Source organism: Bacillus infantis, assembly GCF_008180445.1.
In the GTDB taxonomy this organism is placed as follows: domain Bacteria; phylum Bacillota; class Bacilli; order Bacillales; family Cytobacillaceae; genus Bacillus_AB; species Bacillus_AB infantis_B.
Genome location: NZ_VTER01000004.1, coordinates 327,937 through 354,204 on the forward strand (window position 1 = coordinate 327,937; position 26,268 = coordinate 354,204).

Annotated in this window: 27 protein-coding genes; 4 read left to right on the plus strand and 23 right to left on the minus strand. The window is 46.9% G+C overall.

Annotated features, from left to right (window positions below):
• Positions 1–82 precede the first annotated feature (82 nt).
• Positions 83–2,161 (minus strand): sigma-54 interaction domain-containing protein, encoded by a 2,079-nt coding sequence (locus FZD51_RS09470; protein ID WP_148974531.1) that lies wholly within the window; start codon positions 2,159–2,161, stop codon positions 83–85.
• A 148-nt stretch (positions 2,162–2,309) separates the two neighbouring features.
• Between FZD51_RS09470 and FZD51_RS09475 the strand changes: the two genes are divergently transcribed.
• Together FZD51_RS09475 and FZD51_RS09480 are read left to right on the plus strand one after the other, a co-directional pair.
• Entirely contained in the window at positions 2,310–2,570 is a 261-nt protein-coding gene (locus FZD51_RS09475) for a DUF2627 domain-containing protein (RefSeq protein WP_009794971.1), read from the plus strand.
• 155 nt (positions 2,571–2,725) lie between these two features.
• Positions 2,726–2,860, plus strand: a complete 135-nt coding sequence (locus FZD51_RS09480; RefSeq protein ID WP_009794970.1) for a YycC family protein — start codon at positions 2,726–2,728, stop codon at positions 2,858–2,860.
• Positions 2,861–2,867: 7 nt separating this feature from the next.
• On the opposite strand, the gene FZD51_RS09485 is transcribed toward FZD51_RS09480, so the two are convergent.
• The 14 genes from FZD51_RS09485 to accB all read right to left on the minus strand — a co-directional run bounded on the left by FZD51_RS09485 (position 2,868) and on the right by accB (position 18,148).
• Entirely contained in the window at positions 2,868–4,442 is a 1,575-nt protein-coding gene (locus tag FZD51_RS09485; RefSeq protein ID WP_262380833.1) for a DUF342 domain-containing protein, read from the minus strand.
• A gap of 234 nt (positions 4,443–4,676) precedes the next feature.
• Positions 4,677–5,465: a sporulation transcription factor Spo0A gene (gene spo0A / locus FZD51_RS09490; protein WP_148974533.1), complete on the minus strand. Its 789-nt coding sequence runs from the start codon at positions 5,463–5,465 to the stop codon at positions 4,677–4,679.
• A 269-nt stretch (positions 5,466–5,734) separates the two neighbouring features.
• A complete protein-coding gene (spoIVB, locus tag FZD51_RS09495; RefSeq protein WP_420886224.1) occupies positions 5,735–7,030 on the minus strand; it encodes a SpoIVB peptidase in 1,296 nt (431 codons plus the stop codon).
• Positions 7,031–7,142: 112 nt separating this feature from the next.
• Positions 7,143–8,834, minus strand: coding sequence for a DNA repair protein RecN (gene recN / locus FZD51_RS09500; protein WP_148974535.1), 1,692 nt, complete (start codon positions 8,832–8,834; stop codon positions 7,143–7,145).
• Positions 8,835–8,850: 16 nt separating this feature from the next.
• Positions 8,851–9,300, minus strand: coding sequence for a transcriptional regulator AhrC/ArgR (gene ahrC / locus FZD51_RS09505; protein WP_009794964.1), 450 nt, complete (start codon positions 9,298–9,300; stop codon positions 8,851–8,853).
• Between the two features lie 157 nt (positions 9,301–9,457).
• On the minus strand, positions 9,458–10,303 hold the full coding sequence (locus tag FZD51_RS09510; protein WP_148974536.1) for a TlyA family RNA methyltransferase: 846 nt from the start codon (positions 10,301–10,303) through the stop codon (positions 9,458–9,460).
• 3 nt (positions 10,304–10,306) lie between these two features.
• Positions 10,307–12,199: a 1-deoxy-D-xylulose-5-phosphate synthase gene (gene dxs, locus FZD51_RS09515; protein WP_094767090.1), complete on the minus strand. Its 1,893-nt coding sequence runs from the start codon at positions 12,197–12,199 to the stop codon at positions 10,307–10,309.
• Positions 12,200–12,563: 364 nt separating this feature from the next.
• The gene (locus tag FZD51_RS09520; protein WP_148974537.1) at positions 12,564–13,460 is read right to left on the minus strand and encodes a polyprenyl synthetase family protein; all 897 of its coding nucleotides are present in this window, start codon (positions 13,458–13,460) and stop codon (positions 12,564–12,566) included.
• Complete coding sequence (locus FZD51_RS09525; protein ID WP_148974538.1) at positions 13,460–13,693, minus strand: exodeoxyribonuclease VII small subunit; 234 nt, start codon at positions 13,691–13,693, stop codon at positions 13,460–13,462. Before FZD51_RS09525 ends, FZD51_RS09520 begins: the two co-directional genes overlap by 1 nt.
• Positions 13,694–13,697: 4 nt before the next feature.
• On the minus strand, positions 13,698–15,038 hold the full coding sequence (gene xseA, locus FZD51_RS09530; protein WP_148974539.1) for an exodeoxyribonuclease VII large subunit: 1,341 nt from the start codon (positions 15,036–15,038) through the stop codon (positions 13,698–13,700).
• Positions 15,039–15,247: 209 nt separating this feature from the next.
• Positions 15,248–15,640: a transcription antitermination factor NusB gene (nusB, locus tag FZD51_RS09535; protein ID WP_148974540.1), complete on the minus strand. Its 393-nt coding sequence runs from the start codon at positions 15,638–15,640 to the stop codon at positions 15,248–15,250.
• A 217-nt stretch (positions 15,641–15,857) separates the two neighbouring features.
• A complete protein-coding gene (locus tag FZD51_RS09540; protein ID WP_148974541.1) occupies positions 15,858–16,262 on the minus strand; it encodes an Asp23/Gls24 family envelope stress response protein in 405 nt (134 codons plus the stop codon).
• A gap of 14 nt (positions 16,263–16,276) precedes the next feature.
• Positions 16,277–17,635 carry an acetyl-CoA carboxylase biotin carboxylase subunit gene (gene accC / locus FZD51_RS09545; RefSeq protein WP_009794955.1) on the minus strand — a complete coding sequence of 453 codons (1,359 nt, stop codon included), beginning with the start codon at positions 17,633–17,635 and terminating at the stop codon, positions 16,277–16,279.
• Between the two features lie 12 nt (positions 17,636–17,647).
• Positions 17,648–18,148 (minus strand): acetyl-CoA carboxylase biotin carboxyl carrier protein, encoded by a 501-nt coding sequence (accB, locus tag FZD51_RS09550; RefSeq protein WP_148974542.1) that lies wholly within the window; start codon positions 18,146–18,148, stop codon positions 17,648–17,650.
• Between the two features lie 1,108 nt (positions 18,149–19,256).
• Here accB and FZD51_RS26870 point away from each other — a divergent pair.
• A complete protein-coding gene (locus tag FZD51_RS26870) occupies positions 19,257–19,856 on the plus strand; it encodes a methyl-accepting chemotaxis protein (protein ID WP_420886225.1) in 600 nt (199 codons plus the stop codon).
• Positions 19,857–20,133: 277 nt separating this feature from the next.
• On the opposite strand, the gene FZD51_RS09560 is transcribed toward FZD51_RS26870, so the two are convergent.
• The 8 genes from FZD51_RS09560 to spoIIIAA are packed head-to-tail and all read right to left on the minus strand — an operon-like array spanning position 20,134 to position 25,344.
• On the minus strand, positions 20,134–20,697 hold the full coding sequence (locus tag FZD51_RS09560; protein WP_148974544.1) for a SpoIIIAH-like family protein: 564 nt from the start codon (positions 20,695–20,697) through the stop codon (positions 20,134–20,136).
• Between the two features lies 1 nt (position 20,698).
• On the minus strand, positions 20,699–21,364 hold the full coding sequence (spoIIIAG, locus tag FZD51_RS09565; protein ID WP_148974545.1) for a stage III sporulation protein AG: 666 nt from the start codon (positions 21,362–21,364) through the stop codon (positions 20,699–20,701).
• Entirely contained in the window at positions 21,364–21,984 is a 621-nt protein-coding gene (spoIIIAF, locus tag FZD51_RS09570) for a stage III sporulation protein AF (RefSeq protein WP_148974546.1), read from the minus strand. Before spoIIIAF ends, spoIIIAG begins: the two co-directional genes overlap by 1 nt.
• A gap of 11 nt (positions 21,985–21,995) precedes the next feature.
• Entirely contained in the window at positions 21,996–23,198 is a 1,203-nt protein-coding gene (gene spoIIIAE, locus FZD51_RS09575) for a stage III sporulation protein AE (protein WP_148974547.1), read from the minus strand.
• A 37-nt stretch (positions 23,199–23,235) separates the two neighbouring features.
• Positions 23,236–23,625 (minus strand): stage III sporulation protein AD, encoded by a 390-nt coding sequence (gene spoIIIAD, locus FZD51_RS09580; protein ID WP_148974548.1) that lies wholly within the window; start codon positions 23,623–23,625, stop codon positions 23,236–23,238.
• A gap of 14 nt (positions 23,626–23,639) precedes the next feature.
• Positions 23,640–23,846, minus strand: coding sequence for a stage III sporulation protein AC (gene spoIIIAC, locus FZD51_RS09585; RefSeq protein ID WP_009794945.1), 207 nt, complete (start codon positions 23,844–23,846; stop codon positions 23,640–23,642).
• Between the two features lie 56 nt (positions 23,847–23,902).
• Complete coding sequence (gene spoIIIAB, locus FZD51_RS09590) at positions 23,903–24,418, minus strand: stage III sporulation protein SpoIIIAB (RefSeq protein ID WP_148974549.1); 516 nt, start codon at positions 24,416–24,418, stop codon at positions 23,903–23,905.
• Positions 24,415–25,344 carry a stage III sporulation protein AA gene (gene spoIIIAA, locus FZD51_RS09595; protein ID WP_148974550.1) on the minus strand — a complete coding sequence of 310 codons (930 nt, stop codon included), beginning with the start codon at positions 25,342–25,344 and terminating at the stop codon, positions 24,415–24,417. The genes spoIIIAB and spoIIIAA overlap by 4 nt, the downstream gene beginning before the upstream one ends.
• Positions 25,345–25,532: 188 nt before the next feature.
• Between spoIIIAA and FZD51_RS09600 the strand changes: the two genes are divergently transcribed.
• A complete protein-coding gene (locus FZD51_RS09600) occupies positions 25,533–26,258 on the plus strand; it encodes a uracil-DNA glycosylase family protein (protein ID WP_148974551.1) in 726 nt (241 codons plus the stop codon).
• Positions 26,259–26,268 lie beyond the last annotated feature (10 nt).

The window sequence follows — 26,268 nt, forward strand, 5'->3', positions numbered from 1 at the left end:
AAGAACCGTGCCAGCCTATATTTGCTGAAAACGCTTTATTCACCATACTAAAGAACCTGCAAAATTTTTCATACTATGAAAATTATTGCGCGCCATTATTTGCAAGGTTATATTTTTCAAGCTTATAATACAAATTCCGGACAGACAATCCCAGGCTTTTGGCAGCTGCCGTTTTATTGCCATTATGCTTCTCCAGGGCCCTTTTAATCATGGACGCTTCAAAGCTTTCCACAAGCTCGGCAAGCGAGGCGTCATTCCCGCCATATTCTTCCGGAACTGAATTTACTTGCGTTTCTCCCTTATGCTGCTTCAGAATCATTTCAGGAAGATGCCTTACTTCAATTTCCGTTTCATGATAGCCCATAAAAATAATGGCGCGCCCCAGAATATTATCCAGTTCCCTGACATTGCCCGGCCAGTCATAGGACATAAGTGCTGATATGGCCTCTTCTGAAGCCTTATCGACATTGCGCCCATATTCCTGATTGATTTTCTGGATCAGCCTGCTGCAGAGCTGGGGAATATCCTGTTTTCTATTCCTTAAAGGAGGAATATGTATCGGCATCCTGTTTATCCGGTAATATAAATCCTCACGGAAAGTGCCGGCAGCAATCCCCTTTTCCAGATTTACATTGGTCGCAGCAATGATCCTTACATTTATCGGAATGGGCTTAGTGCCGCCAACCCTTGTGATCTCATTCTCCTGCAGCACCCTTAGCAGCTTGGCCTGTGTATTGGCTGTCATTTCGCCAATTTCATCGAGGAAAATGCTGCCGTTATTGGCCTCCTCGAACAGGCCCCGCTTCCCTCCCCGTTTGGCGCCGGAAAAGGCGCCCTCCTCGTAGCCAAAAAGCTCGCTTTCCAGCAGGGTTTCCGACAAGGCCGCACAATTGACCCTTATAAATTTATTGTATTTTCTCCCGCTTGCATTGTGGATGGCATGAGCAAACAATTCCTTGCCCGTTCCGGACTCTCCCCTGAGAAGAATGGTTGCCGGCGTTTTAGCCCCCAGCTTGGCCTGTTCAATCGCCAGTGTCATTTCTTCAGACGTACCTATGATATCCTCGAATGAATATTTTGCCTCGAGCGTACGGATGATTTGCCGTGCCCTTGTAAGTTCCCTGTTCAGGCTTTTGATTTCTGACATATCATGGATGACACCTACGCTGCCCTTCAGCTTGCCGTCCACAATTACCGGAGCAACATTGACAACCACTTCTTTTTTGCCGGGGCCGACTCTCATCGCCGCCCCCCTTACTGCCCTTCTCGACTGAAGGACCTTCATATGTACACTTTCTCCTTCAGAAATATCCGCCGTTGCCGGCTGTCCGATTACCTGCTCCTCTGTCAGTCCAGTGATCCTTGTATACGCTGGATTGATCAGCAGCCCCTTTCCATTTTCATCCACCACAGAAATCGCTTCATCGCTTGACTGGATGATAGCCTGGAGCATGGTTTGTATTTCTTTCAGGTTTGTGATTTCTTCGGCGAGATTGACTACTTCGGTAATATCCTTAAAAACAGAGAACGCACCGATCAGCTCTCCCTTTTCCCCAATCATCGGTATCCTGGTCGTTATGATTTCCAGTCCGTTCGCAAGCACAAGTTCCTGATTCAGCTCTGTCCTTTTCGTTTCCAGTACCCTTGGAAGGCAGCTGCCTGGTATCACATCAAGAACGTGCTTTCCGATTGCCGTTTCCCCAGGGATGTCTGTCATCCTTTCGGCGCTTCGATTAAAGAGGATGATCCGGCCTTCTCCATTGACAACGACCATTCCATCGTCCGTAGAATTGAAAATCAGGTCATGCTTATATGTTTCATTTTTGAATTCCTCAATAAGCTCTTCTTTTTCCTCAAGCAGCTTGCTGATGAGAAAGGCTACACTTCCGGGAATGAGCACTGTATTTTTCGACCGCGCTTCCCTGAGATCGATAAAAACCTTCTCTTCACCCGTCACTTCAATGATGATATCTGGATCTTCTTTTATGTATTCTCTCCAATCGGGACCGGTCCGAATCCCTTCCAGGCGTGCAAGCTGTATTCCCGGGGCATTGTCATTGATATCGACAACTGCTGATACATCAAGGACCGCCGTTTCTCTCAGGAGCCGCAAAATGGCCGTTCCGCCTTTTCCGGCACCGACTATCATAACTGTCTGCATGGCTATCCCTCTCTTAGTACGAAGATTTTTTCACTGATAGTCTGCAAGATCTTTCAATACTATTGTAATTATTTTCTCCATGCTTGACAAATTTCTTCTATAATTTATCATTACCGATGAAGAGACTTTTTTAAATAAGGGGCAAAATATGATAAGAATCGCTGCATTAGTTGTTTTATTGATACCCGGCTTTATTGCTGCCATTGGTGTTAAACTGATGAGGGATATGGTATTTGGCATTCTCCAGAGCCCTTTCCCCTATTTATGGCTTCAATTCCTGGCAGGCCTGCTCTTCTTTTTGCTTGGGCTGGGGTTTGTTGCCGGCTTCATACTGTACCGCGACCGAAAAAGGAATAAGGTGCAGGACCGTTTTAGAAGAGAGAGGATTCAGGCGAAAAAGGCTGATTGATTATTTTCACAGGCAACCCGGGAGCACTGAATATTTCAATCCCGTCATATAAAGAACAGCACCCCGTTCGCTGCCGGGATGCTGTTCTTTGCAGAAAAGTATTATTATTGGAAATTTATCAATTTGCAGCAGATATTCAGAAAGGAGGGACGGAGATGAAGCCATTGCAGATTTCCCCCGAAACGGCAATCAAGCTTGCCGAGAAGCTCAATGTTCCACTAGAGCAAATCATGCACATGCCTCAGCATATTTTAATACAGAAGATGATGGAACTTGAAAAAAAGAATTGATGAAGGACTATTCGAAATGCATGCTGTTCCTGACAGCATAGAAGGTGCCCCTGACTAAAGTATCCAGCTTTCTTGATTGGCTTTTAATCTGGAGCTGCGTTTCCGGATAGGCGACCTGCAGGATGGATACTTCCCCTTCACCCTTCGTCTCAAGCAGGCCCGTCAATATCTTCCTTTGATGGTCAAGTACGGCGATTTCCTCCATCTGCCTCTCAAATAGGCTTAATGTCTGTTCATACTGCTTCTGCTGCTTGTCGCTCAGCTGATTTTTGTATTGTTCGAAGATTTCAAGCTGCTTTTTGCCTTTTTCCATTTCAGCGGCCCTTTTTCTATATGCAAGAAGGAGTGTCTCAAGCTCTTCATTGACTGTATTTCTGTCAAATCCTTCAATCTGTATAATCGTTTTCCTTTCCAGCCTGTTTCCGATGATGCCGGCCTGCACCCTTCCTTTAGCCTCTATCAGGCCTCCTATCAGCTTTCCTTTTCTTTCATCCGCAAAGATATTTCTTCCTTTCAATATTCCGCCGATCGAATAATAGCCGATATGAATATCACCGCCTGCTGTCAGGCTGCATTCATTAGAGTGCTTTATATAAATATTCTTTCCCGCCTTTATCCTGCCGGCTCCCTGGCCGAACGCGCCTCCTTTAATGAAAATGTCCCCTTTTTCCGAGACGATTTCTTTAAACCCGCTGACGCCTAGTTCTCCTAAAATAGAAATGTCAAGGGAAGCATTGACGCTGTAGCCCGGCTTGACAATACCCCTGACTGTAATGCTTCCGTCAAATTCGATATTGCCTGTTTCAGGGCCTGCATCGCCTTCTATGACTAGATGCCGGCCTACAGAAACCTTGCCGCCCCGGAATGTGACAACACCGTCGCATAACGCCCTCAGCACCATTTTACCGTCCTCTTCACAAGCTTTTACGGTTTTTTTGTCATAAAGCAGTTTTTTATCTTTTCCTTTTAACGGAGGAACAGGATCTCCTGTCAGCGTTTCGCCAAAAACCCCTTCTTCTGCAGGAATTTTCTCGCCGAGCCAGTCCCCTTCCTGAACCTCATCAATGAAGTTCATATCATAATAATTCGCGGTGCCGTCTTCCCTTATGGCGGGCTTCCTTTCACTCTGTTCAAAATAGCAGATGACAGCATCGCTTCCATGCCGGGGAGGAAGGCCCTGTGCAATGACAGCTTCCTTTTGCACAGGGACGCTTCTCAGCACATCCTCCTCAATTGCATGTTTTACCCCGAGTTCCTGAAGCTGTGAGGCTATTTGATCGGCTATAGTCTTAAATTCTGCATTAAAATAAGCTTCCGTGCAGTTCAGCCGGAGCTTTGCTTCCATCATGTCCCTGCTAAGGCTTACAGCTGCCAGGGGTTTCAGTTCGCCAATCAGCTTCCTTCCAGAATCGGCCAGTTCAAGCGCCTCTTTCAGCACCATAAATTTTGTGATTGAAATTCTCGGAAAATCGAACAGTTCTTTTTCCAGTCTTTTTAAAGAATAGCCTTTTCTGAGAACAGTTATATAAACTTCATCTTCTTCACATTCAATTCTTAGCGACTCATCAGAAAATATCTCCATAGGACTATTCCCTTTCCAGCAGGCATTTGTATTCATTATAGCGGAAAAATAGGCATTTTGGCAGGTTCCTTCATAAATTAACAGAATCTTTGCCATTATCCTGTCTTTTTGGCCAAAATAAAAAGCACCCCAGAATGGAATGCTCTCCTTTAAAAGTATATGATTTCATTTTTAAGGCCTTCTTTCAGGCAGCCGCGGCATAAAATAAAAAAACCTTAAAAATGCCTAGCCCTTTCAAGAAGCTTTATGCTCCAGGCGCAGTTTATCAGCGACCATCGCGATGAATTCCGAGTTGGTGGGCTTGGCTTTTGTCATGCTTACAGTATAGCCGAAAAGAGAAGAGATGCTATCGATATTCCCCCTGCTCCATGCTACCTCGATCGCATGGCGGATTGCCCTTTCCACCCTGCTGGCAGTGGTATTATACTTTTTGGCGATATCCGGGTAAAGAACCTTTGTAATGGATCCGAGCAGTTCAATGTCGTTATAGACCATGGATATTGCTTCGCGCAAGTATAAATAACCTTTAATATGGGCAGGCACACCAATTTCATGAATGATGCTTGTAATGCTTGCATCAAGATTTTTAGGCTTGGATTCTTGGCTTCTGTAGGCGGATGACTGGGACTTGCGGATGACCGGGTTGGACTTGCCGCTTACCTGGCGGATGTGGCCGGCGAGATTCTCCATATCAAATGGTTTGAGGATGAAATAGGAAGCCCCAAGATCCACCGCTTTTTTCGTAACATCCTCCTGGCCGAAAGCTGTAAGCATGATGACATTCGGCATCGATGATCTCCGTGATTCACGCAGCTTTTCAAGCACTCCAAGCCCATCCAGATGCGGCATGATTATATCAAGGACTAGAACGTCCGGTTCAGTTTCTTCCAGTACCTCCAGGCATTCCTGGCCATTATGGGCCACCCCGCTCACTTCCATATCATCCTGGGATGCAATATATTCCTCCAGAAGCCCGACAAGCTCGCGATTGTCATCCACGATACATACTTTTATTTTTTTCACGTATTGTTTCCTCCTCGAATCCATTTGTGGTCTCTTTTTCTATCTAGTTCTATTCTAAATGACAAATTCGACAATGCAAACGAAATTCCTTTTGTTTTTTGAATTTTTCTTAAAAACCTAATAAAACCTTTATTTTTCTTCTGTTTTCTTCCTCATTCGACTTTATTCGCAAATGCATTGATCATTTGGCTGGTTTTTGTCGATTTTTCTTTAGAGTCACAAAAGAAAAAAGAAGGCCTGGTGCACGCCTTCTTCCTCCTCCAAACATTTCAGCTTGCTTTTTCCTCGCTTTTTTCATAAATATCTATTCCTGCTTCATTAAGCATCCACTCGATATGGACGCCGTAACCGCTGGTAGGATCATTCACGAATACATGCGTGACTGCCCCTACAACCTTTTCGTTCTGAATGATCGGGCTCCCGCTCATTCCCTGAACAATCCCGCCTGTTTTATCCAGCAGTTCAGGATCGGTCACTTTGATGACCATCCCTTTTGTTGCCGGGAACTTCTGTGGTATAGTGCTGACAATTTCAATATCAAACAGGTCTACCTCGTCATCATCAACAACCGTAAGAATCTGGGCCGGCCCCTCTTTCACCTGATGAGAAAGCGCTATAGGCATCGGCTTATCAAGCACTCCGTTTTTCATGCCCCTGTTCAGCTCGCCAAAAATGCCAAAGGGACTGTTTCTTTTAATATTCCCAATCACCTGTTTATCTGAAGAAAATCTTGCGAGCTTTTCGCCCGGATTCCCGTTGCTTCCTTTTTCAATGGATGTAACAGTCGAACGGACAATTTGCCCATCATCGACCACGATCGGTTTTTTTGTATCCATATCACTAATTACATGGCCGAGGGCCCCATACTTCATAGAACCTGGATGATAAAAGGTCATGGTGCCGATTCCGGCTGCAGAATCCCTAATATACAGGCCCAGTTTAAAATTATTTTCCGCCTTATCTTTAAGGGGTGTCAGTTCGGTGCTGATTTTGCCATTTTCCCTTGTAAGTGTGATCTTCATCGCCTTGCCAGTCTGTCCGGCTTCCTGGACAAAGGGTGCCACATCGGACATCTTCTCAATATTTTGGCCGTTTATCTGCGTGATGATATCTCCAACTTTAATCCCTGCAGTTTCGCCGGGGGACGCCTTGCCGTCTTTTGCATCCACAAGGTGATGGCCGACAACCAGCACCCCGACCGTATTCAGTTTAACCCCGATTGACTGGCCTCCGGGGATGACCTTAAAATCCCTCAATACATTCACATCAACTTTTTTCACTGGAAATCCTGCCAGTTCAAGCAGCATCTCGTCTTTTCCAATTTTCTTCCCCTTTACGGCAACCTCGCTTCCATCCTGCTTGAGAGCTGCCGCCGCTTCTGTTTTTATTGATGCAGACACAGGTGCCGCCTTGCTGAAATTGTATGTTTCACCTTCAAATAGGGTAATCTCTTTGGGAATGCTGATATATTCTTGAAAGGGTTTGGAAAACCCTGCTGCAATTAATGAAACAAGGAGAATTCCACCAATTATTCTTCTTAGTAGCTCTAAATTCAAAACCTTCACTCTCCTCGCTTCTAGTCCACACGTCAAATGGCTACATCTTTAATTTTGCCTCCTTAGTGAGAACTTATAACCTTTGGCCATATAAAAAAAGCTACCCTCTTTGGATAGCTTTTCAAGTTATTTTTATTTGCTGGGCAAGCTCGAGCAATTCCTTTGCATGCTCTTTCGTCAAATCAGTGATTTCCACCCCGGATATCATCCGGCCGATTTCCTTGATTTTATCCTCGGAATTGAGCGGTTTCACTGTTGTTTTGGTTCTGCCATCACGCGTAGACTTTGCGATGAACAGATGTGTATCCGCCATTGCAGCAACCTGTGGAAGGTGGGAAATGCAGAGAACCTGTGAATCCCTTGAAACATGGTGGATTTTCTCAGCGATTGCCTGTGCGACGCGTCCGCTGACCCCTGTGTCAACTTCATCAAAGATAATCGACGTGACCCCCTGATGCTTCGAGAAGATGCTTTTCAAAGCCAGCATGATTCTGGAAAGCTCACCGCCCGAGGCGACTTTGGAAAGGGGCTTGAGCGGCTCGCCCGGATTGGTGGATATATAAAATTCTATCTTGTCAGCACCGTTGCGATGGTAGCCCCGGCTGGACAATTCCTCAAATTTCACTTCGAACACCGTTTTCGACATATACAGCTCTTTCAGTTCCTTATGGATGAGAGAAGTCAGCTTTTTGGCGCTCTTTCTCCGAAGCCTGCTTAATTGCTCGGCTTCAAGGCTTAAATCCTTCTGAAGGGAAGAAAGCTCCTTTTGAAGCTGATCGATATGTGTTTCCTTATTCTGCAATGTCTCAATTTCTTCTTCTATCCCTGATGCATATTCAAGGATCTCCTCGATTGTCTTGCCGTATTTCCTTTTCAGCTGATTGATTTCTGTCAGCCTTTCTTCAATGTCATTCAGCCTGGCAGGATCATATTCAAGAAAATCGAGCTTGCTCCTCAGACCGCTTGAAACATCCTCAAGCATATAAAAACTGTTGGATACAGCATCTGCCATTTCCTTATATTCAGGATCCAGTTCAGCCGCTTCCTGCAGATGGCCCATAACAAGGCCGATCCAGTCCAGCCCCTTTTGCTCCCCTTGAAGGGCAGTATAGCCAGCCTGCATGCTGTCATAGATCCGTTCGAAATTCCCCAGCTTCGTTTTTTCTTCATAAAGCTCTTCGTCTTCGTTGATTTTCAGCCCGGCTCCCTCGATTTCCTCCAGCTGAAATTGAATCAGATCTAGCCTGTGGGCCATCTGCTGCTCATTCTCACTCAAATTCTTGAGCTTTTTGGCTGTTTGTTCATAAGATTGGAATACTTCCCGGTATTCATGCAGGGCCGGCATGATTTCCTCAGATCCGAATTGATCAAGCAATGATAAATGCAGGGTTTCATCCATCAATTCCTGGTGCTCATGCTGTCCATGGATGTCGATGATAGTCGATCCGATTTCCCGGAGTGCAGAAATGGTCACCAGCTTTCCATTAACCCGGCATACACTCTTTCCTGTCCGTGAGATGTCCCGGCGAAGGACCACCATCCCGTCCTCGATCTCAATCCCAAATTCCCTTGATTTTTTATAGCAGGGATGGTCCGGTCCGTCTATTTGGAAAAGACCCTCGATCTCAGCTTTCTGCTCGCCGTGCCGGACAAACTCCGAAGACCCCCGTCCGCCCACTAAAAGGTGGATGGCATCGATGATGATCGATTTGCCTGCGCCCGTTTCCCCAGTCAATACAGTTAAGCCCTTTTCAAATGAAACAGAAAGGGCTTCTATAATAGCGAAATTTTTAATGGATAATTCACTTAGCAAAGAATTTCACCCCAATTTAAAGCATATCGATGAAGCGGTTGGATATCACTTCAGTATCTTCAGGTGTTTTGCAGATGATCAGGCAGGTATCGTCGCCGCAAATCGTACCGAGAATTTCTTCCCAGTCAAGATTGTCTATCAGTGCGCCGATTGCCATCGCATTCCCGGGCAGCGTTTTCATAACAAGCAAATGGCCGGCAGTATCGATCCGGACAAAAGCATCCATTAAATTGCGTTTTAATTTCTGCAGCGGATTGAACCTTTGATCCGCCGGCAGGCTGTATTTATATCTTCCATCCATCAAAGGAACTTTTACAAGATGAAGTTCTTTTATATCTCTTGATACAGTTGCCTGGGTCACATTAAAACCGGCATTTTTCAGCTCGTCCACAAGATCATCCTGTGTTTCAATATCATTATTGGCTATGATGTCTCTTATTTTAATATGTCGTTGTCCTTTATTCACTTTATCACCTCTATAGGCAGTCGAAACCTGATTTCTATCCATATGTTAGCCGATTTTCTGCTGAATGTACAATTTTTTCTGCAATAGGCAGCACGAATAGCCAAGAACCGCCATAATTCGATGGTCCGGCGCCGAAAAAAAGGAATAAGCATGATGCTTATTCCTCTTCTTTCTGCTGCTTTGATTTCAGCTCGGCATGAGCTTCCTTGACTATTTCATCCACGGAAGCAGAAAGTCCATTTATGCCTGTTTCCTTTTCCCCTTCCCACCTCAGGTGAAGAAGGAATTCAATATTGCCGTCCCCTCCTGTTATCGGGGAATAGGAAAGGTTTCTGACATCATATCCCTGCTCCAGGGAAAAGCGGATCATGCGGTCGATAACATCTGCATGGACCTTGGGGTCGCGGACAATCCCTTTCTTTCCGACCTGCTCACGTCCTGCTTCAAACTGCGGCTTTACAAGCGCAATAATATCACTCCCGGAAACCAGCAGGGTTTTTAGCACAGGCAGAATAAGCTTCAAGCTAATAAACGATACATCGATCGACGCAAAATCAGGCATCTCCCCTGCCAGATCGGCAGGAGTCACATAGCGGAAGTTGGTCCTTTCCATTACCTCCACCCGCTCGTCCTGCCTCAGCTTCCAGGCAAGCTGGTTATAGCCTACATCCAATGCATATGACATCCTCGCCCCATTCTGCAGCGCACAGTCAGTGAAGCCGCCGGTTGATGCCCCTATATCAAGCAGCACCTTGCCGGAAATGTCCACATCAAACTCTTTGATCGCTTTTTCAAGCTTCAGTCCGCCGCGGCTTACATAGGGGATCAGCTTGCCTTTCACTGTGAGCGGAATATCGGCGCCTACCTTTTCACCAGGCTTATCGAGGCGGCTCTCGTTTGTATAGACAAGTCCGGCCATGATGGCGCGCTTTGCCTTTTCCCTTGTTTCGATAAGCCCTCTTTCTACGAGCAATACATCTAAACGTTCTTTCTTACTTTTCATCTGTTAAGCCCTTTTTTGTTTTTTTCTCGCAAGTTTTGCGAGCTTTTGTACGGCCATCTCAGAGGTCAGGCCGATTTCTTCGAGCAGTTCCTTTACGCTTCCATGTTCAATATACTCATCCGGGATTCCCATACGCTCGATTGCTGCCTGATGGAACCCGTTTTCATGGGCAAACTCAAGGACGGCGCTTCCGAAACCGCCCTGCAGGATAGCTTCTTCTATGGTTAGTATCGGCATATTCAAACCTAATATTTCTGTCAGCATTTTTTTGTCCAGCGGCTTGATAAATCTGGCATTGACGACTTTGATAGAGTAACCCTGCCTTTCCAGCTGGGCTGCTGCTTCCATCGCCATCGGGATGGTTGTTCCAAAGGTAAGGATTGCAGCATCGTCCCCTTCCTTCAGCACTTCCCAAGTGCCGATAGGGATTTTGATCAGCGTCTCATCCATCGGCACACCGATTCCGTTGCCCCTCGGGAAGCGCATCGCAATCGGGCCGTCATCATAAGCGAGAGCAGTGTTGACCATATGCTGGCCTTCATTTTCATCTTTCGGCATCATCATCACCAGATTTGGCACATGCCTCATGAAGGCAATATCAAATACACCCTGGTGGGTTTCACCGTCAGCGCCCACAAGGCCTGCGCGGTCGATTCCGATGAAGACATTCAGGTTCTGGCGGCATATGTCATGCACCACCTGGTCATAGGCACGCTGCAGGAAGGTCGAATAGATAGCCAGGAACGGCTTCATATTTTGTGTGGCAAGCCCTGCTGCGACAGTTGTTGCATGCTGCTCCGCTATACCCACATCAAACATGCGGTCCGGAAACTCGCTGGCAAAGCCTTCAAGCTTTGATCCTACAGGCATGGCAGGAGTGATTGCAACAATCCTGCTGTCCTTTCTCGCCAGCTTCCTTACGGTTTCACTGACAAGCTTGCTCCAGGCCGGCGGAGGGTTGATCGGTTTAACAAAGTCGCCTGTATCAATTTTGTATGGGCCTGTCCCGTGCCAGGTCCCGACTGTATCCTTTTCAGCAGGGGAATAGCCTTTCCCCTTCTTTGTGATCACATGCAGAAGGACAGGACCTTCTGTTTTCTTTGCATAGCTGAGCGTTTCAAACAGCTCTTCAAAATTATGGCCATCGATCGGGCCTAAGTACGTAAAGCCCATTTCCTCAAAAAACATGCCCGAAACCAGAAGATATTTCAAACTGTCTTTTACTCGTTCAGCAGTTGATGCAAGCTTCCCGCCGACAGCAGGGATTTTTTTGAGGAGAAGCTCGAGCTCATCCTTCACCCACTGATACTTGCCGGCTGTCCGGAGTTTCCCGAGAACATTGTGCAGGGCCCCGACATTTGGTGCAATCGACATTTCATTATCATTGAGGATGACAATCATATTCTTTTGCTCGTGTCCGATATGATTGAGCGCTTCAAGCGCCATCCCGCCTGTCAGTGCGCCATCCCCGATGATCGGGACGATATGGGAATCCTCTTTTTTCAAATCCCTCGCAATGACCATGCCCATGGCCGCTGATAAAGAAGTCGAGCTGTGCCCGGTCTCCCAAACATCATGTTCGCTTTCAATCCGCTTCGGAAAACCGCATAGTCCTTTATATTGCCTGAGGGTATCAAATTCACAGGCTCTGCCTGTAAGTATCTTATGGACATAAGACTGGTGGCCCACATCCCAGAGAAACTTGTCCTTTGGGCTTTCAAAGCATTTATGGAGGGCGATCGTCAGTTCAACGACACCCAGGTTAGGTCCGATATGGCCGCCTGTCACTGAAAGTTTTTCTATAAGAAAATTCCTGATATCCTGGCTGAGATCTTCCAGTTCTTTATTTGAGAGCCCTTTTAAAAATGAAGGGTCCTTAATCGATAATAGATCCATGTCTTGGATCACTCACTTTCATTTCTTTTTAAATCACTGTTATTATTAATTCTCTTTTATTATAACGATATGACAATTTTCCACAACAAAATATAGCATATTCCCTGCATTGTACCATAAGAGTACCGCATTGCACCCGATTTTCCAACTGATTTCCCTTATAGGACAACCAGATCTGCCGGAGGGCAGGAACCGTTTCACTAAAGAAAAGCATAGCTGCTGAATGCAAAAAGGGAATTCTGTCCTGTCTATAAGCTGCAGAATCAATCACTTTCCGACCAAAGAAAAAGCCGTCGGCCCGATGCGGCAAACGGCTTCCTTCTCATATCCGGCAGCTGCAGGATCAGCAGAAACTGCCATTTAATCAGTGATCTCTGTTCGCCACCAGATTGGTTATCTCTTCCAGCAGCTGGATTTCAAGGCCTGTTTCCTGCAGCCGGGCCTTTGCCATCCCTATATGATGTTCAAGCGCCTTGTTTGCTCCTTCCATAGTGAGAATGGATGGGTAGGTGCTTTTATTGTTGGTTTCATCACTGCCAACCGGCTTTCCAAGAACCTCTTCATTTCCTTCCAGGTCAAGGATATCATCCCTGATTTGGAAAGCAAGGCCCAGATGGTGGGCAAATTCATTCAGGCTTTTCAGCCGGCTTTCCTCTGCACGCGAGAGGAGAGCCCCTGCAGCAACACTGAATGCAAGAAGCTTCCCGGTTTTGTGCACATGTATGTATTCAAGCTCTTCAAGATCAAGGTCTTTGTCCTCTCCCTCAATATCTGCCGTCTGGCCGCCTACCATGCCTTCTGCGCCCGAAGCCCTTGCAAGCTCATGGATCAAAGCCAGCTTCACTTCCGCATCAGCATCCTCAGGAGCCATCTGTGCAAGAAGCTGGAAGCTGTATGTCAGCAGTGCGTCTCCAGCAAGGATGGCATTGGCCTCGCCAAACACTTTATGGCTGGTCGGCTTCCCCCGCCTGAGATCATCATCGTCCATGCTTGGGAGGTCATCATGGATAAGGGAGTAGGTATGGATCATCTCCACAGCAGCTGCAGCCTGCAGGCCTTTTTTTGTATCTTCCCCAAAAGCCTTGAGAGTAGCGAATACGAGGAGCGGCCTGATCCTTTTGCCCCCGGCCTGCAGGGAATAATGCATGGCCTTTTTCAGAACCTCCGGGGCGGCCAGTCTGCTGACACTTTCCTCCAGCTCACGCTCAAGCATCTTTATATGGACCTCTGAAAAAGAATCAAGCTGTACATTCGGCACCATTACTCCTCCTCCTCGACGGCAAACGGTTCTTTCCTGCCTTCTTCTGTCAGAACCTCCGTCAGCTGTTCTTCCACTCTTTGCAGCTTATCATGGCACAGCTTGGACAGCTCCATGCCCTGCTTATAGATGGCAATGGCCTCTTCGAGCGGCACATCGCCTTCTTCCAGCTTTTCTACAATTCCTTCAAGCTTTTTCATCGCTTCTTCGAATGTGATTTTTTCTTCTGCAGCCATTCTATCACTCCTCTTTGCCTGTCACCTTGCAATTAAAAGTTCCATCTGCCAATTTCACCTGGACATCATCGCCCTTTTCAACCTGGGTGACACTCTTCAGGAGCTTGCCTTCCCCGCTATAGGCCAAGCTGTAGCCTCTGTCCATAATCTTAAGCGGGCTCAGCGCCTCAAGGGTTGAAACCATGCCGCTGAATTCCTTCTGCTTCGTGGTCAATACCTCTTTCATAGCCCTGCCGAGTGCACGGCTGCCGCGTGAATGGGTTTCCTTCGCTTCCGTATACAAATCTTTCGGATGATTTCTCATAAGCCTTTGCAGCAGCCTGTCCCGCTCCTCGCTTTTCAGCTCTGCAAGCCTGCCGGCGCTTCTTTTAAGCTGTTCTGTCATCTTGTCTGCCTGTTCAAGCTTTTGTTCGTACAGCCGCTGCGGGTAGCGGAATGCATATGACTTCTGCAGTCTGCCCAATCGTTCCCGCTGCAGGACTGCTCTTTCCCTCATCGCTCTGATAAGCCTGGACTGGCGGTTTAAAATCCTTTCAGCCAATTCATCGATATGCGGAACCGCCATTTCTGCCGCCCCGGTTGGTGTGGGGGCGCGATGGTCGGCGGCAAAATCGGCAATTGTAAAGTCCGTTTCATGCCCGACAGCCGAAATGACCGGAATGTCCGATGCAACGATCGCCCTTGCCACCTGCTCTTCATTGAAGGCCCAAAGCTCTTCGATCGATCCTCCGCCGCGACCGACGATCAGGACATCAGCCTCGGCCTGCCGGTTTGCAAGTTCAATGGCGCCAGCAACAGACGGAGCTGCCTGGGCACCCTGTACAAGTGCCGGATAAATCAATATATTGGCAATCGGAAAGCGCCTTTTGATTGTGGTGATGATATCTCTTACTGCAGCTCCTGTCGGGGACGTTATCACTCCAACAGTTTTCGGGAATTTCGGGATGGGCCTTTTGCGGTCTGTAGCAAACAGCCCCTCTTTCTGGAGCCTTTCCTTCAGCTGCTCAAAGGCCAGGAAAAGATCCCCTACTCCATCCGGCTGCATCTGCTTGACATAAATCTGATATTGTCCGCTCGGCTCGTAGACAGAGATTTCACCGCTGATCAGCACCTTCATCCCGTTCTCCGGCTCAAACTTCACTGAACGTGCAGAACGGGAAAACATGACTGCCAGGATCCGGGATTTCTCATCCTTCAGCGTGAAATACATATGTCCGCTCGAATGCCTCTTAAAATTAGAGATCTCGCCTTTAACAAATATCTCCTGCAAATGCGGGTCATGGTCAAATTTTCGTTTTATGTATAGAGTTAGAGCGCCTACGGTCAGATAACGCTGTTCCTTCATAGCATACTCCTTTTAAAGGGCTGGGTATCCACATGCCATTTGCTGTTTATTCTGTAAATAATCTAAACAGCGTAAAAAGCCCCTCCCTATTATAAGTTTAAATAAGGCCATCCGTCACGCCAAAACGGCTGAAACAGGCATATCGCACATTTAAACTGGATAGAGACAGGGCAGTGAATGCTTTGGTCCGGCCGGGACAGGCAGGACGCTTAAGACTCCAGGTTATCCTTCACTTTCGAGAGGACACCGTTGATGAAACGGCTGGAATTATCATCGCCAAATATCTTCGCAATTTCAATCGCCTCATCAATGACAACATTTGCCGGGACATCTTTGCTGTATTTCAGCTCATAGACCCCCTGGCGGAGAAGGTTGCGATCAACTGTTGCAAGGCGTTCCAGCTTCCATTTTTCAAGATACTGCTTGATCAGACTGTCAATTTCCTCTTTATTTTCAAGTACACCGGTTACCAGAAGTGTCAGATAATCGTCTCCTTCTTCTCCCTCGAGCACATGGTCGATTGCTTCCGAAGGATCTGCCTGGCTCACATCAATCTGAAACAGGGCCTGTAATGCTTTTTCTCTCGCTGTTCTTCTTTTCATTATATTCTTTAACTCCTTTTAGGCATCTTTGTCCAAATAAACATAAGAAGATAATAGCATAACTAAAGCGGGTTCGCACTGTGTTCATCAATATTTTTGCCATTATGCCTTATATTCATAGGTGTTTTTTTATACTGCCTGTAAGAAAGTTCCATATCCTTCTGCAGGTCCAGTAATGGAAAGAGCCAAAGACATTAGCTGTCTTTGGCTCTTCTGATCAGATTTCCTGTTCAATTTCAGGCTCAAGCTTCTGGTTTTCAAATAAGATGCCCACCACATGGATATTGATCTCCTGTGCTTCAAGAGCAGTCATGTTCAACAGGGCCTGGCGGATATTATCCTGGATTTCCTGGGCGACGGCGGGGATTGAGATGCCAAATTTCATCAGGCAGTACACCTCTACCTTGATGCCTTCCTCAGACAATTCAACCTTGACGCCTTTACCATGATTTTTCTTGCCTAAACGCTCGACGACTCCTGAGGCGAAATTGCCGCGCATCTGTGCAACCCCTTCTACCTCAGAGGCAGCGATCCCTGCAATCACTTCAATGACTTCAGGAGCTATTTCTACTTTTCCATGCCCAGTATTTCCCTGGCTCATTTCCAAAATGTTCTCGCTCATTACAGCACCTCCGGTTAATCTTCAGACTTCATCACTTCGTACAACTCAAGGAACTTGGTATTGAACTGTCCTTCCACAAATTTCTCGTGGCTGAGCAGCTTAAGATGGAATGGAATGGTCGTGTGCACACCCTCGACCACAAATTCGCTTAAGGCCCTCTTCATGCGGGAAATGGCTTCTTCCCGGCTGCTGCCATAGGTAATGACCTTTGCAATCATGCTGTCATAATATGGCGGAATCATATAGCCAGGATAAGCTGCAGAATCGACCCGGACGCCAAGGCCGCCAGGAGGAAGGTACATGCTGATCCTCCCGGCTGAAGGCATGAAGTTCTTCTCCGGGTTTTCCGCATTGATCCTGCACTCGATCGCCCAGCCATTAAAGGTAACTTCATCCTGGCGAAGGGCAAGCTTTTCTCCGGATGCAACCTTGATCTGTTCTTTGATCAGATCGACCCCCGTCACCATTTCTGTGACAGGATGCTCTACCTGTATCCTGGTGTTCATTTCCATGAAATAGAACTTTCGGTTCTGATAGTCATATATAAATTCTACAGTGCCGGCGCCTGTATAATCAACCGCTTTTGCAGCTTTGACAGCGGCCGCCCCCATTTCTTCGCGGATTTCTCCGTCGAGTGCGGGAGATGGCGTCTCTTCAAGGAGTTTTTGAAGCCTTCTTTGAATCGAACAGTCCCTCTCGCCCAAATGAAGTGTATTGCCATAGTTATCAGCAAGGACCTGAATTTCCACATGGCGGAAATCTTCAATATATTTTTCAATGTAAACGCCAGGATTTCCAAAAGCAGTAAGGGCCTCCTGCTGGGTGATATTGATTCCCTTAACCAGTTCTTCTTCGGTGCGGGCTACACGGATGCCTTTACCCCCTCCGCCGGCCGTCGCCTTGATGATGACGGGATAATCAATCTTTTCGGCCAGTGCCTTGGCGTCATCCACATCCTTTACGACACCCTGTGAACCAGGGACAATCGGCACTCCCGCTTCCCTCATCGTTTCACGGGCAATATCCTTCGTGCCCATTTTATTGATGGCTTCGGGAGTCGGGCCTACAAAGATGATGTTGCATTCGCGGCACAGTTCTGCAAAAGCAGCATTTTCCGCCAGGAACCCATAACCGGGATGGATGGCATCACACCCTGTCAGTTTAGCAACACTAATGATATTCGTAAAGTTAAGATAGCTGTCTTTGGAGGCTGTCGGGCCGATGCAGTATGCTTCATCCGCCAATTGTACATGCAATGCTTCTTTATCAGCTTCCGAATAGACAGCAACAGATTCTATTTCCATTTCCTTGCAGGCACGGATGATCCGTACCGCAATTTCCCCTCTGTTTGCAATTAATAATTTTTTTATCATCGAAAGCTCTCCTTACTCAGGCTTCACCAAAAATAATGGCTGTCCGTATTCGACCAGCTGGCCGTCTTTCACCAGTATTTCCACAATTTCCCCATTCACTTCTGCTTCGATTTCGTTGAACAGCTTCATGGCTTCAACGATGCACACAACAGAATCCTTTGATACCTTTGAACCTGATTTGACATATACATCGGCATCAGGCGATGGTGAAGCATAGAAAGTCCCTACCATAGGTGAGGTGATTTTATGTAAGTCTGCATCCTGTACAGTTTCCTTTGGAGCTTCCTGGACGGCAGCCGGAGCTGTTTCCTGAATAGAAGCCGCAGGAACTGCAGGCTGCTGGACAGGCACCTCAATGGCCCTTTGCACTGCCGCAGGCTGGATAACAGCAGCCTCTGCAGCCGCGCTTTTCTTCATTTTAATTTTAGATCCTTCGTGCTCATATTCAAATTCATCGATAGTAGACTGATCAACAAGCTTTATCAGCTCGCGTATTTCTTGTACTTTTAACATACCATTCGGCACCCCTTGTCCTAAATAAAATTATGACTAGATACTAATATCATACGATAAGACCACACCAAAGTTCAACCGGCTTCTTTCAAGCAGCAGGACCTTTTTGCATCCTGCCCTTCTATTTTAATGTTTTTTTCAATTTTTGTGAAATTCCTCAAAGGAAATATGCCTGTGCACAGCGAAACCTTACAGCATTAGACTTATTTCGACGGAGGACACCTTAATGGAAAAGCTTGAGAGCATAAAAAGGGAAGATTTATCCCGAAAAAATTCACTGATTGTCAAATCGGCTTTTGTAAGCGTTATCTTAGCTGCTGCTGTAGATATTATAATGAAAAAGGAACTGGCTGTCATCCTTGCCATTCTGATTGCCGGTGGCATTGGCCTCTGCATTGTCTGGATGCTCCACCGCATTCCATCCGCCATTCATATTGTTCCGTATACAAGTATGATCCTGATTACTGCCGTCATGTTCATCATCATGGAAAACAGTGTCTCGCCAACAGCTTTTTTCCTCACATTTTTCATCATTGCCGCAGCAGCCATCTATATGGATACACTCTTGCTCTGGCTGGCATTTTTTCTTGGAATCATACTCATTACAGCTTTTGCAGCACTTCATCATGGCACCCTTCCATTGGAAATGAAGAATTATGTGACAATTTATCTGCTTTACCTTTTAGTAACGGTACTCCTTTCGTTTCAATTTTCCATATCCCGCAAGCTTGCCGAGAACATTGTTCTTTCTCAGGAAAAGACAGCACAGCTCCTGAAAACCGATCAGGAGATCAGGAGGGCCATAGACAGGGGCACAGCTGATATTTCTGAAATGATTGAACAGGTGAAAGAGAGAAGCGGCAAAAATCTTGAAGCTGCATTAAGCATGTCCCAATCTATTGCCGAGGTTTCCGCCGGGATGCAGATCCAGGCCGAGGCAATCATGGGAATCAACCAATCCCTGTCAGTCGCAAACAAACAGGCAGAAGACACCACCCTGCTGTCAGAAAAGCTCCATCAGGATGCGGCTTCAGCCGAGCTGATCACCCGGACAGGCGATGACCTTGTCGGCAGATTGGCGGAAGAAATGAGCGTATCATATAAGGAAATGCAGAACGCGATAGAGAAGATGAGCAGCCTTTCACTGCGGATACAGGATACCTCTGCTTTTACCGATTCAATCCAGGAGATAGCATCTCAAACAAATATGCTTGCATTGAATGCCTCCATTGAGGCTGCCAGAGCAGGAGAACGCGGGAAGGGATTCGCAGTAGTGGCAGATGAAGTCAGAAAGCTCGCCGACCTGACAAGGAAAACGGCCATCATGATTTCTGAAAATCTGCAGGAGGTTATTTCGGAGACTGAGGCAGCAAAAGAAGACCTCGGAGCTGCAGGAAAAACCATTACCGGCAACCTGACGCTCACTTCGGACACCCAGCAGGCGTTTGAGGAAATCTTCACAGCTTTCATCAGGCTGAAAGAGGATATTGCCAGATACAGCTCCATGACAAGGCAAATCAAGGAATCCTCCCATTCAATCGGGAATGCAGTCACAGAATTCAGCTCTGTGATCGAGCAGGCAAGCGCTTCACTTGAGGAGCTTTCTGCTTCAGTCGGAGAGCAGGCAAAACAAAACGAAGACATCTTCTCGTCGATAAAAAAGGCTCATCATTCACTTGAGGATCTGGTGGAGTTTCAGAAAAAGTAAGTGAAACCACAATAAAGAGGCAGTGCATTCAATGATGCACTGCCTCTTTTATACCTGCAAGGAAGGTGCTGAGAGAGCGTCCTCCGCTTTTTTATTTGTCCAGCTCCAAAGCCTAGCCCCTCGAGTCATAAGCCACTTCGGAACCGAAGGCAAAGAACGCCTTCAATTCCAAAGCGCCTTATGCTTGAGGCCCGCAGGATGCGGGTCATGCAGGCGTTGCCACAGGACGTGGCGCATTTAGCCTGCGTTCCTTGTTGGAACAGTCGCCTCCGCTTTTCTATTTCCCAGGTTCAAATTCTACTGATGCTACCTGCAGCTGAGGGATTTCGCCTTTTACCATTTGGATGATTTCGTTGGCTGCTGTTGGCGAGTGTTCTTTTGATTTGATGGTGATGCGGACTTTTTCTCCGTCTGCCCTTACAAGGACGTCTTCATAGTCCATGGCTTTGATGACTGTTTCAAGAAGGATTTCTTTCTGGGCAACATCTCTAAGCTGGTCGATTTTTTCCTTTGCTTCGTTCCGTTCTTCAGCGGAAAGGTCTGTGGAGGCCATGACATTGGTCAGTTCCTCTTCCATCCGGCTGCGCTCATCTTCCATCTGCATGCGGAGCGTTTCGAACATTTCATCGCTGGAAACCCCGGAGATGACTGTTTCGCCATCTTCAGAAGCAGTTTCTTCAGCAGATGACTCTTTTGCACCTGCGGTTTCTTCATTTGCCTTTTCCCCGATTGCGGCGAGATCATTGCTTTTTTGTTCAGGAGTAGTAATGTAGTAGACAGAGAGCACGACAACTAAACTTAGCATAGTTAAAAGCCAGACTGTTTGTTTTTTCAATAGCATTTCAGGATTCCCCCTTAGATTTTTTTGGCATTACAGCTACACGGTGGCTTGGCACATCCAGCGACCGCGTTACAGCCTCAATGATCCACTTTTTTACTTGTATGTTATCGGCCCCTTTAGCGACGACGAGTACTCCCCGTATGACAGGTTTCTTCGTTTCGACCACTATCGGAACCTCTTTTTCTCCATCTCTGATGATTACCAGCTGGTCTTCCTTGGACATATCCTCCACTTTCCTTTTTCCTCCCTCCCGATCGGTTTCATCGGTCGTTTGGGACTTGGTTGTGGAATTCTTTTCCAACACCTTCTTCTCGGTCGCATCCACATTGACAACAACCGTGACATCATCGACACCAATAATGGAATCGAGCGCTTCCTTCAGCTGGGCTTCATACGCTTTTTCATAATCAGTGATAGACCCGTTACCGCCGGCCTTCTTCTGGCCAAAGGCCGGGACATCTTCGGCTTCTTTCCCTTCCTCGCTGCTGAAAGCCGGAAGCACTCCGCCAGCTGCTTCCTCCTTGAAGAAGGAGCTGCTGATGAGCATGATCGCCGCCCCGAATAATAAAGCGATCAGCAAATATTGATATTTTCCCTGCTTCTTATTTTCACCGCTTCCCATCAGGTGTTTCTTTATCCAAGCCAGCGGCCCCTTTTCATTGTCCATTATTCCTTGTTCCCCCCTTCTATCATGACTTCGATAGATTCTTCCTTGATATTCCATTTTTGAGCAAGAAGTGAAGCGATATTGTTTGATTCATCTGTTTCTGTGCTTGATGGAAAGGGTTGATTCGTATTGATTTCTACCATGGAGACCACTTCGACTGCTTTTTCTTCAGGAGCCTGCTGCTTTAGCTGGATGCTGACCTTCTCCAGATTCTCAGGGAAGGCACTCTGATTATTTTCATCCACGATTAGACTGACATCACTAATTTCCAATCCGTACTGTTCCATCAGCTCCTTTTCTGCGTCCGTTTTCAATTGGACAGCCATTTCTTCTAAAATATATGCACTGGTTGAAGCTTGTATTTCTTTTTTCTTCATTTCTATCAAATTTTCCATATTATGATCTTCCGCTGTTTCAGTGATATTGATTTTTCCAATGGCTTCTTCAAAATCCTGGGTGAACAGCTTGAGGACCGGAGACAGGATGATGGTGATCAGAAGCAGACCGGTCACCATCTTCGTATACTTCTGCAGGCTTGAATTCGGCAGGAGCATGTCCACAACAGTTGCCAGCAGAACAAATAATATGATGTTTGTAACCCACTCTTTTATGAACTCCATATCGGTCACCCCTATCTCATCATCATGGTCAGATTTCCGGCAGCGATTATGACGGTTATGCTTAAGAAAAACATTAGAGACACAAGGGCGAGTGCCGCAAATACGTAGATGACGCTCTTGCTGATGATGTCGAGGCAGGCGATGACCGGGCCCCCGCCGAGCGGCTGGAGGACAGCTGCTGCAAATTTATATATAAAAGCAATCATAAGAATCTTGATTGCCGGAAACGCTGCGATAATCAGCAGAATCGCGACTCCCGCGATCCCCACTGTATTTTTCAAGAGTACTGATGCACTGATGACCGTATCTGTGGCATCCGTGAACATCCTTCCGATAACGGGGATGAAATTTCCTGTGATGAATTTCGCGGTCCTCAAGGTCACCCCGTCCGTAATTGCGGCAGAAGCTCCCTGCACCGAGATGACCCCAAGGAAAATGGTCACGAACAATCCCAAAAGGCCTATGCTCCAGTTCCGCAGAAGATTGGCAAGCTGCGTCACCTTGTAGTTTTCTGAAAGGACACTCACGATGCTGAGGACCGCTGAAAGAAATAGAAGGGGCAGCACCGCATATTGGATGAACAATCCGCTGATATTCATCAGAAACAGTATGACAGGATGGAAAAATGCAGCCGACACCAGCCCGCCAGACGAAGCGATCAGTGCCAAAAGGAGCGGGACGAGCGCCAGGATGAAAGAGGTCATTGTGCTGATCGCTTCTATGCTGTAATCAACCGCAACCCGGAAGCTGTTCAGCGCGATGATCACCAGAACCATAAAGATGATGGAATAAGCAGCTTTGCTGACAGAGCTCTTTTCAAAAGAATTCTGAAGGGACTGCAGAAACATGCTGAAGACCGTCAGGATGATGAGAGACCCAAGCAGCTTTCCATTTACGAGAAACTCATGAAAGAGAAACTTCATCCCCCCGAGCATCCACTCCTTCAAGGAAAACTCTTTATCTCCCTTAATAAATTCGTATAAACTGCCTTTCTGGCTTTCCGGCAAAAAGCCGCCATATTCATTTGAAACTTTTTCCCAGAAACCTTTCAGCTCATCAAGCTCAAGGGTTTCAAGCTGGGCTTCAACCAGCGCCTCAGCCCCCCTTGGCCCGTTCTCTCCTTCATTTTCCCCGGAGGCTTGTACATCCGGTATGGCACATAAGATGGTGAGAAATAATACTGCTAGAAAAATAAACGGCAGCCGCTGCTTCATCTATTCACCTCATTTAAAGAAACTGATTGCTGGGACATTAACTGGGTATCAGCTGGATGATCGTTTCAATCAGGACAGTCAGGATCGGGATGGCCATCGCCAGAATCAGTATTTTGCCGCCGAGCTCAATCTTCGAGGCAATTGCACCCTGTCCTGCATCCTTCGTAATCTGGGCCGCAAATTCCGCTATATAAGCGATCCCGATAATTTTGAGGATCGTTTCTACATAGACAAGATTCACTTTGGCATTTAACGCAATCTTTTCAAGCATATGGATGATGGCATAAATCTGGTCAACGAGAAACAGGAAAATGCTGCATCCGGTAAAGACAACGAGCAGAAAAGCAAAGTTGGGCTTCTGCTCTTTTACGACCAGTGCCAGGAAGGTTGCAACCAGCGAGATGCCTGCTATTTGAAAGATCTCAATCGCTGAGCCCTCCCTTATCCTTGAAATAAAAATACCGACTTAATTTTCTGGAAGAGGTCGTCCACTATCGAGGCAACCATAAACAAGATATAGATAAAGCCGAATAAAGTGACCCACTGTGCGTACTCTTTTTTTCCGACCTGGTCCAGAATGGTGTGCAAAAAGGCGACTACGATCCCTACTCCGGCAATTTTAAAAATAATATCAACCTCTAGTCCCATCATTTCTCCTCCTATACGCTGCTTAAATATTCCTTCCATCGTGTGCGAGCCCTGGTTTAAATCAATAGAATGATCAACAGGAGACCTGACAGGAAGCCAAGGCTTTTTACCATTCGTTCGTATTTTGCCTGTCTTTCATAGGCATCGGCTTCTTCCCTTTCCAGATGGGAGAGTGCCAGCATGATTTGCTTTTGCTGGGAAAACCGGTCATGGCGGCCGAGGGTCTCCCCGAACTGCTTCATGATCTCAAATTCCCCCTGCTTGAAGGCCGTCAGCTTCCATACTTCTTTCAGGCTTTCTTCCCAGGCTGCCCTGACAGTTGTTTCCGAATCTGTAAGCTTCTTTGAGAAAGATTCAAAAAACCAGGACAGCGGCTTTGAAAGCTGGGCAGCAAGCCTTCTTGCCGCTTCGTGGAGCGGTGTATGCCCGTACATGATTTCCGCTTCCAGCGATTGAAGCGCTGATTTAAGCTGCCGCAGCTGGCGCGGCCTTTCATTCAAATGCTTTGATGCCTCAAATCCCGCCCATGTAGTGGCCAAGATGATGAAACAGGCGCCGATGATCTTCATCATGCCAGGTTCACCGCCGCTTCCCGGGTGATTTCCCTGCCTGACTTGTCCAGGATTGATGCAATATGCCCCGGGCCGCCTGTCCGGTCCAGAATCACATATCTTTCAAAAATTCCGCTTTCAAGGATCTGCTTTAATGTTGGTCTGTTCTTTATTTCTTCCCATGAACGTCCATGGGTTGTCATCATCAGTTTGATTCCCGCATGGACAGCCTCCATGATGGCTTCCCCATCCTCCTGCCTGCCGATTTCATCAACGAGCAGTACATCCGGGCTCATGGAACGGATCATCATCATCATTCCTTCCGCCTTCGGGCAGGCATCAAGGACATCCACCCTTGGCCCAAAGGTCATCTGGGGTATGCCGCTGACACTTCCGGCAATCTCGGACCGCTCGTCCACTATGCCGGCCTTCTGTGCCGCAATAGCTGGATTCGCTGCACCAGAGGAGACGATGCGGGCAATATCCCTCAGCAGTGTGGTTTTGCCTGTCTGGGGCGGACCGACTACCATAGTGTGGAGCCACCCGCTGCTATATAAATAGGGTATCAGCTTGTCTGCTGTCCCGATCTTCTCTCTTGCCACCCTGATATTGAAGGAAGATATATCACGGATGGCCTTGACTTTCCCTCCATCCAGGATGACTTTCCCGGCAAGCCCCACCCGGTGTCCGCCCTCTATTGTGATATAGCCCCTCTTTAGCTCTTCTTCCAATGTGTAGATTGAAAAATGGCTGATTTTATTCATTAAATGGACGGCATCTTCGGCCCCGACTGTATAGGGCAGGAAGCAGGGAATGCCTTTGGCTGTCACTTCAAGCGGCCTGCCGATCCTGATCCTGATTTCCTCCAGATGCTCCATCATTTCAGGAGGGACATTTTTCAGCTTGTCTGATAAATTTTTTGGCAAAAAGGCTGCAACTGTTTCCACAAAAATCCTCCTTATAAGCTTTACTGTCTTTTATTTTCGCTACTAAGAAATGTATGTTGTTCCAGGAGCAATATGACAATATTTATCCCTTTTCCATAAATGGTTTATCGGACAGAAGCAGAGGAGGAGATTCTTTATCATGCAGAGAATATGGGTATCATGAATAATGGCAGGGAAAGGAGAGGGATATGCTGTTTACCAGGTATAAAGACGAAATTGAAAAGCTTCCTTTAAAAGAAACATATACAAAAGAAGACCTGCTGCATCCGGGAATGCTGATTGAAGAATACGGAGCCCTCCAGATCTATTACTCGCCCCATAATGAATATGTGAATGCCGGAGCTAAAGTTTTAATACTCGGCATCACGCCAGGATGGGCGCAAATGAACAAAGCCTTCTCGCTCGCAAGGCATTTGATTGGAAAGATTCCTGACTCGGAGATGCTGAAGAGAGTGAAAGCAGAAGGGCGCTTCTCAGGTCCCATGAGAATAAATCTGGCGGAAATGCTGGACAGCATAGGTCTGGCCGAGTGCCTTGGCATCGACTGCTCCATGAAGCTCTTTCACGAAGCTGATTCTATCCTTCATACATGCTCACTGGTAAAATATCCTGTTTTCAATAAAGGAAAGAACTACACAGGCCATGCCCCGGAATTAAGCCGGAGCCCGTTTCTGCTGAGCTATGCAGAAGAAACATTCAGAACGGATATACAGCCGCTGGATTCTCCCTTGATCATCCCCCTCGGCAAGGCGGCTGACAGCATAATGGAAGAATGGGTAAGCAGCGGGCTGATCAAACCTGAACTCTGCTTATCGGGATTTCCCCATCCTTCCGGGGCAAATGGACATCGTTTCAGACAGCTTGAGGAAAAGAAGGAGGAGCTGGCAGGGAAAATCAGAAATTATTTTAGCTGATGATTTTGTT

Excerpts from the sequence above, each read along its gene's own strand:
- FZD51_RS09470 (WP_148974531.1), bottom strand. The coding sequence starts at position 2,161 with ATGCAGACAGTTATGATAGTCGGTGCCGGAAAAGGCGGAACGGCCATT.
- FZD51_RS09475 (WP_009794971.1), top strand. The coding sequence starts at position 2,310 with ATGATAAGAATCGCTGCATTAGTTGTTTTATTGATACCCGGCTTTATT.
- FZD51_RS09480 (WP_009794970.1), top strand. The coding sequence starts at position 2,726 with ATGAAGCCATTGCAGATTTCCCCCGAAACGGCAATCAAGCTTGCCGAG.
- FZD51_RS09485 (WP_262380833.1), bottom strand. The coding sequence starts at position 4,442 with ATGGAGATATTTTCTGATGAGTCGCTAAGAATTGAATGTGAAGAAGAT.
- FZD51_RS09510 (WP_148974536.1), bottom strand. The coding sequence starts at position 10,303 with ATGAAAAGTAAGAAAGAACGTTTAGATGTATTGCTCGTAGAAAGAGGG.
- dxs (WP_094767090.1), bottom strand. The coding sequence starts at position 12,199 with ATGGATCTATTATCGATTAAGGACCCTTCATTTTTAAAAGGGCTCTCA.
- FZD51_RS09520 (WP_148974537.1), bottom strand. The coding sequence starts at position 13,460 with ATGGTGCCGAATGTACAGCTTGATTCTTTTTCAGAGGTCCATATAAAG.
- FZD51_RS09525 (WP_148974538.1), bottom strand. The coding sequence starts at position 13,693 with ATGGCTGCAGAAGAAAAAATCACATTCGAAGAAGCGATGAAAAAGCTT.
- xseA (WP_148974539.1), bottom strand. The coding sequence starts at position 15,038 with ATGAAGGAACAGCGTTATCTGACCGTAGGCGCTCTAACTCTATACATA.
- nusB (WP_148974540.1), bottom strand. The coding sequence starts at position 15,640 with ATGAAAAGAAGAACAGCGAGAGAAAAAGCATTACAGGCCCTGTTTCAG.
- FZD51_RS09540 (WP_148974541.1), bottom strand. The coding sequence starts at position 16,262 with ATGAGCGAGAACATTTTGGAAATGAGCCAGGGAAATACTGGGCATGGA.
- accC (WP_009794955.1), bottom strand. The coding sequence starts at position 17,635 with ATGATAAAAAAATTATTAATTGCAAACAGAGGGGAAATTGCGGTACGG.
- accB (WP_148974542.1), bottom strand. The coding sequence starts at position 18,148 with ATGTTAAAAGTACAAGAAATACGCGAGCTGATAAAGCTTGTTGATCAG.
- FZD51_RS26870 (WP_420886225.1), top strand. The coding sequence starts at position 19,257 with ATGCAGAACGCGATAGAGAAGATGAGCAGCCTTTCACTGCGGATACAG.
- FZD51_RS09560 (WP_148974544.1), bottom strand. The coding sequence starts at position 20,697 with ATGCTATTGAAAAAACAAACAGTCTGGCTTTTAACTATGCTAAGTTTA.
- spoIIIAG (WP_148974545.1), bottom strand. The coding sequence starts at position 21,364 with ATGGACAATGAAAAGGGGCCGCTGGCTTGGATAAAGAAACACCTGATG.
- spoIIIAF (WP_148974546.1), bottom strand. The coding sequence starts at position 21,984 with ATGGAGTTCATAAAAGAGTGGGTTACAAACATCATATTATTTGTTCTG.
- spoIIIAE (WP_148974547.1), bottom strand. The coding sequence starts at position 23,198 with ATGAAGCAGCGGCTGCCGTTTATTTTTCTAGCAGTATTATTTCTCACC.
- spoIIIAC (WP_009794945.1), bottom strand. The coding sequence starts at position 23,846 with ATGGGACTAGAGGTTGATATTATTTTTAAAATTGCCGGAGTAGGGATC.
- spoIIIAB (WP_148974549.1), bottom strand. The coding sequence starts at position 24,418 with ATGATGAAGATCATCGGCGCCTGTTTCATCATCTTGGCCACTACATGG.
- FZD51_RS09600 (WP_148974551.1), top strand. The coding sequence starts at position 25,533 with ATGCTGTTTACCAGGTATAAAGACGAAATTGAAAAGCTTCCTTTAAAA.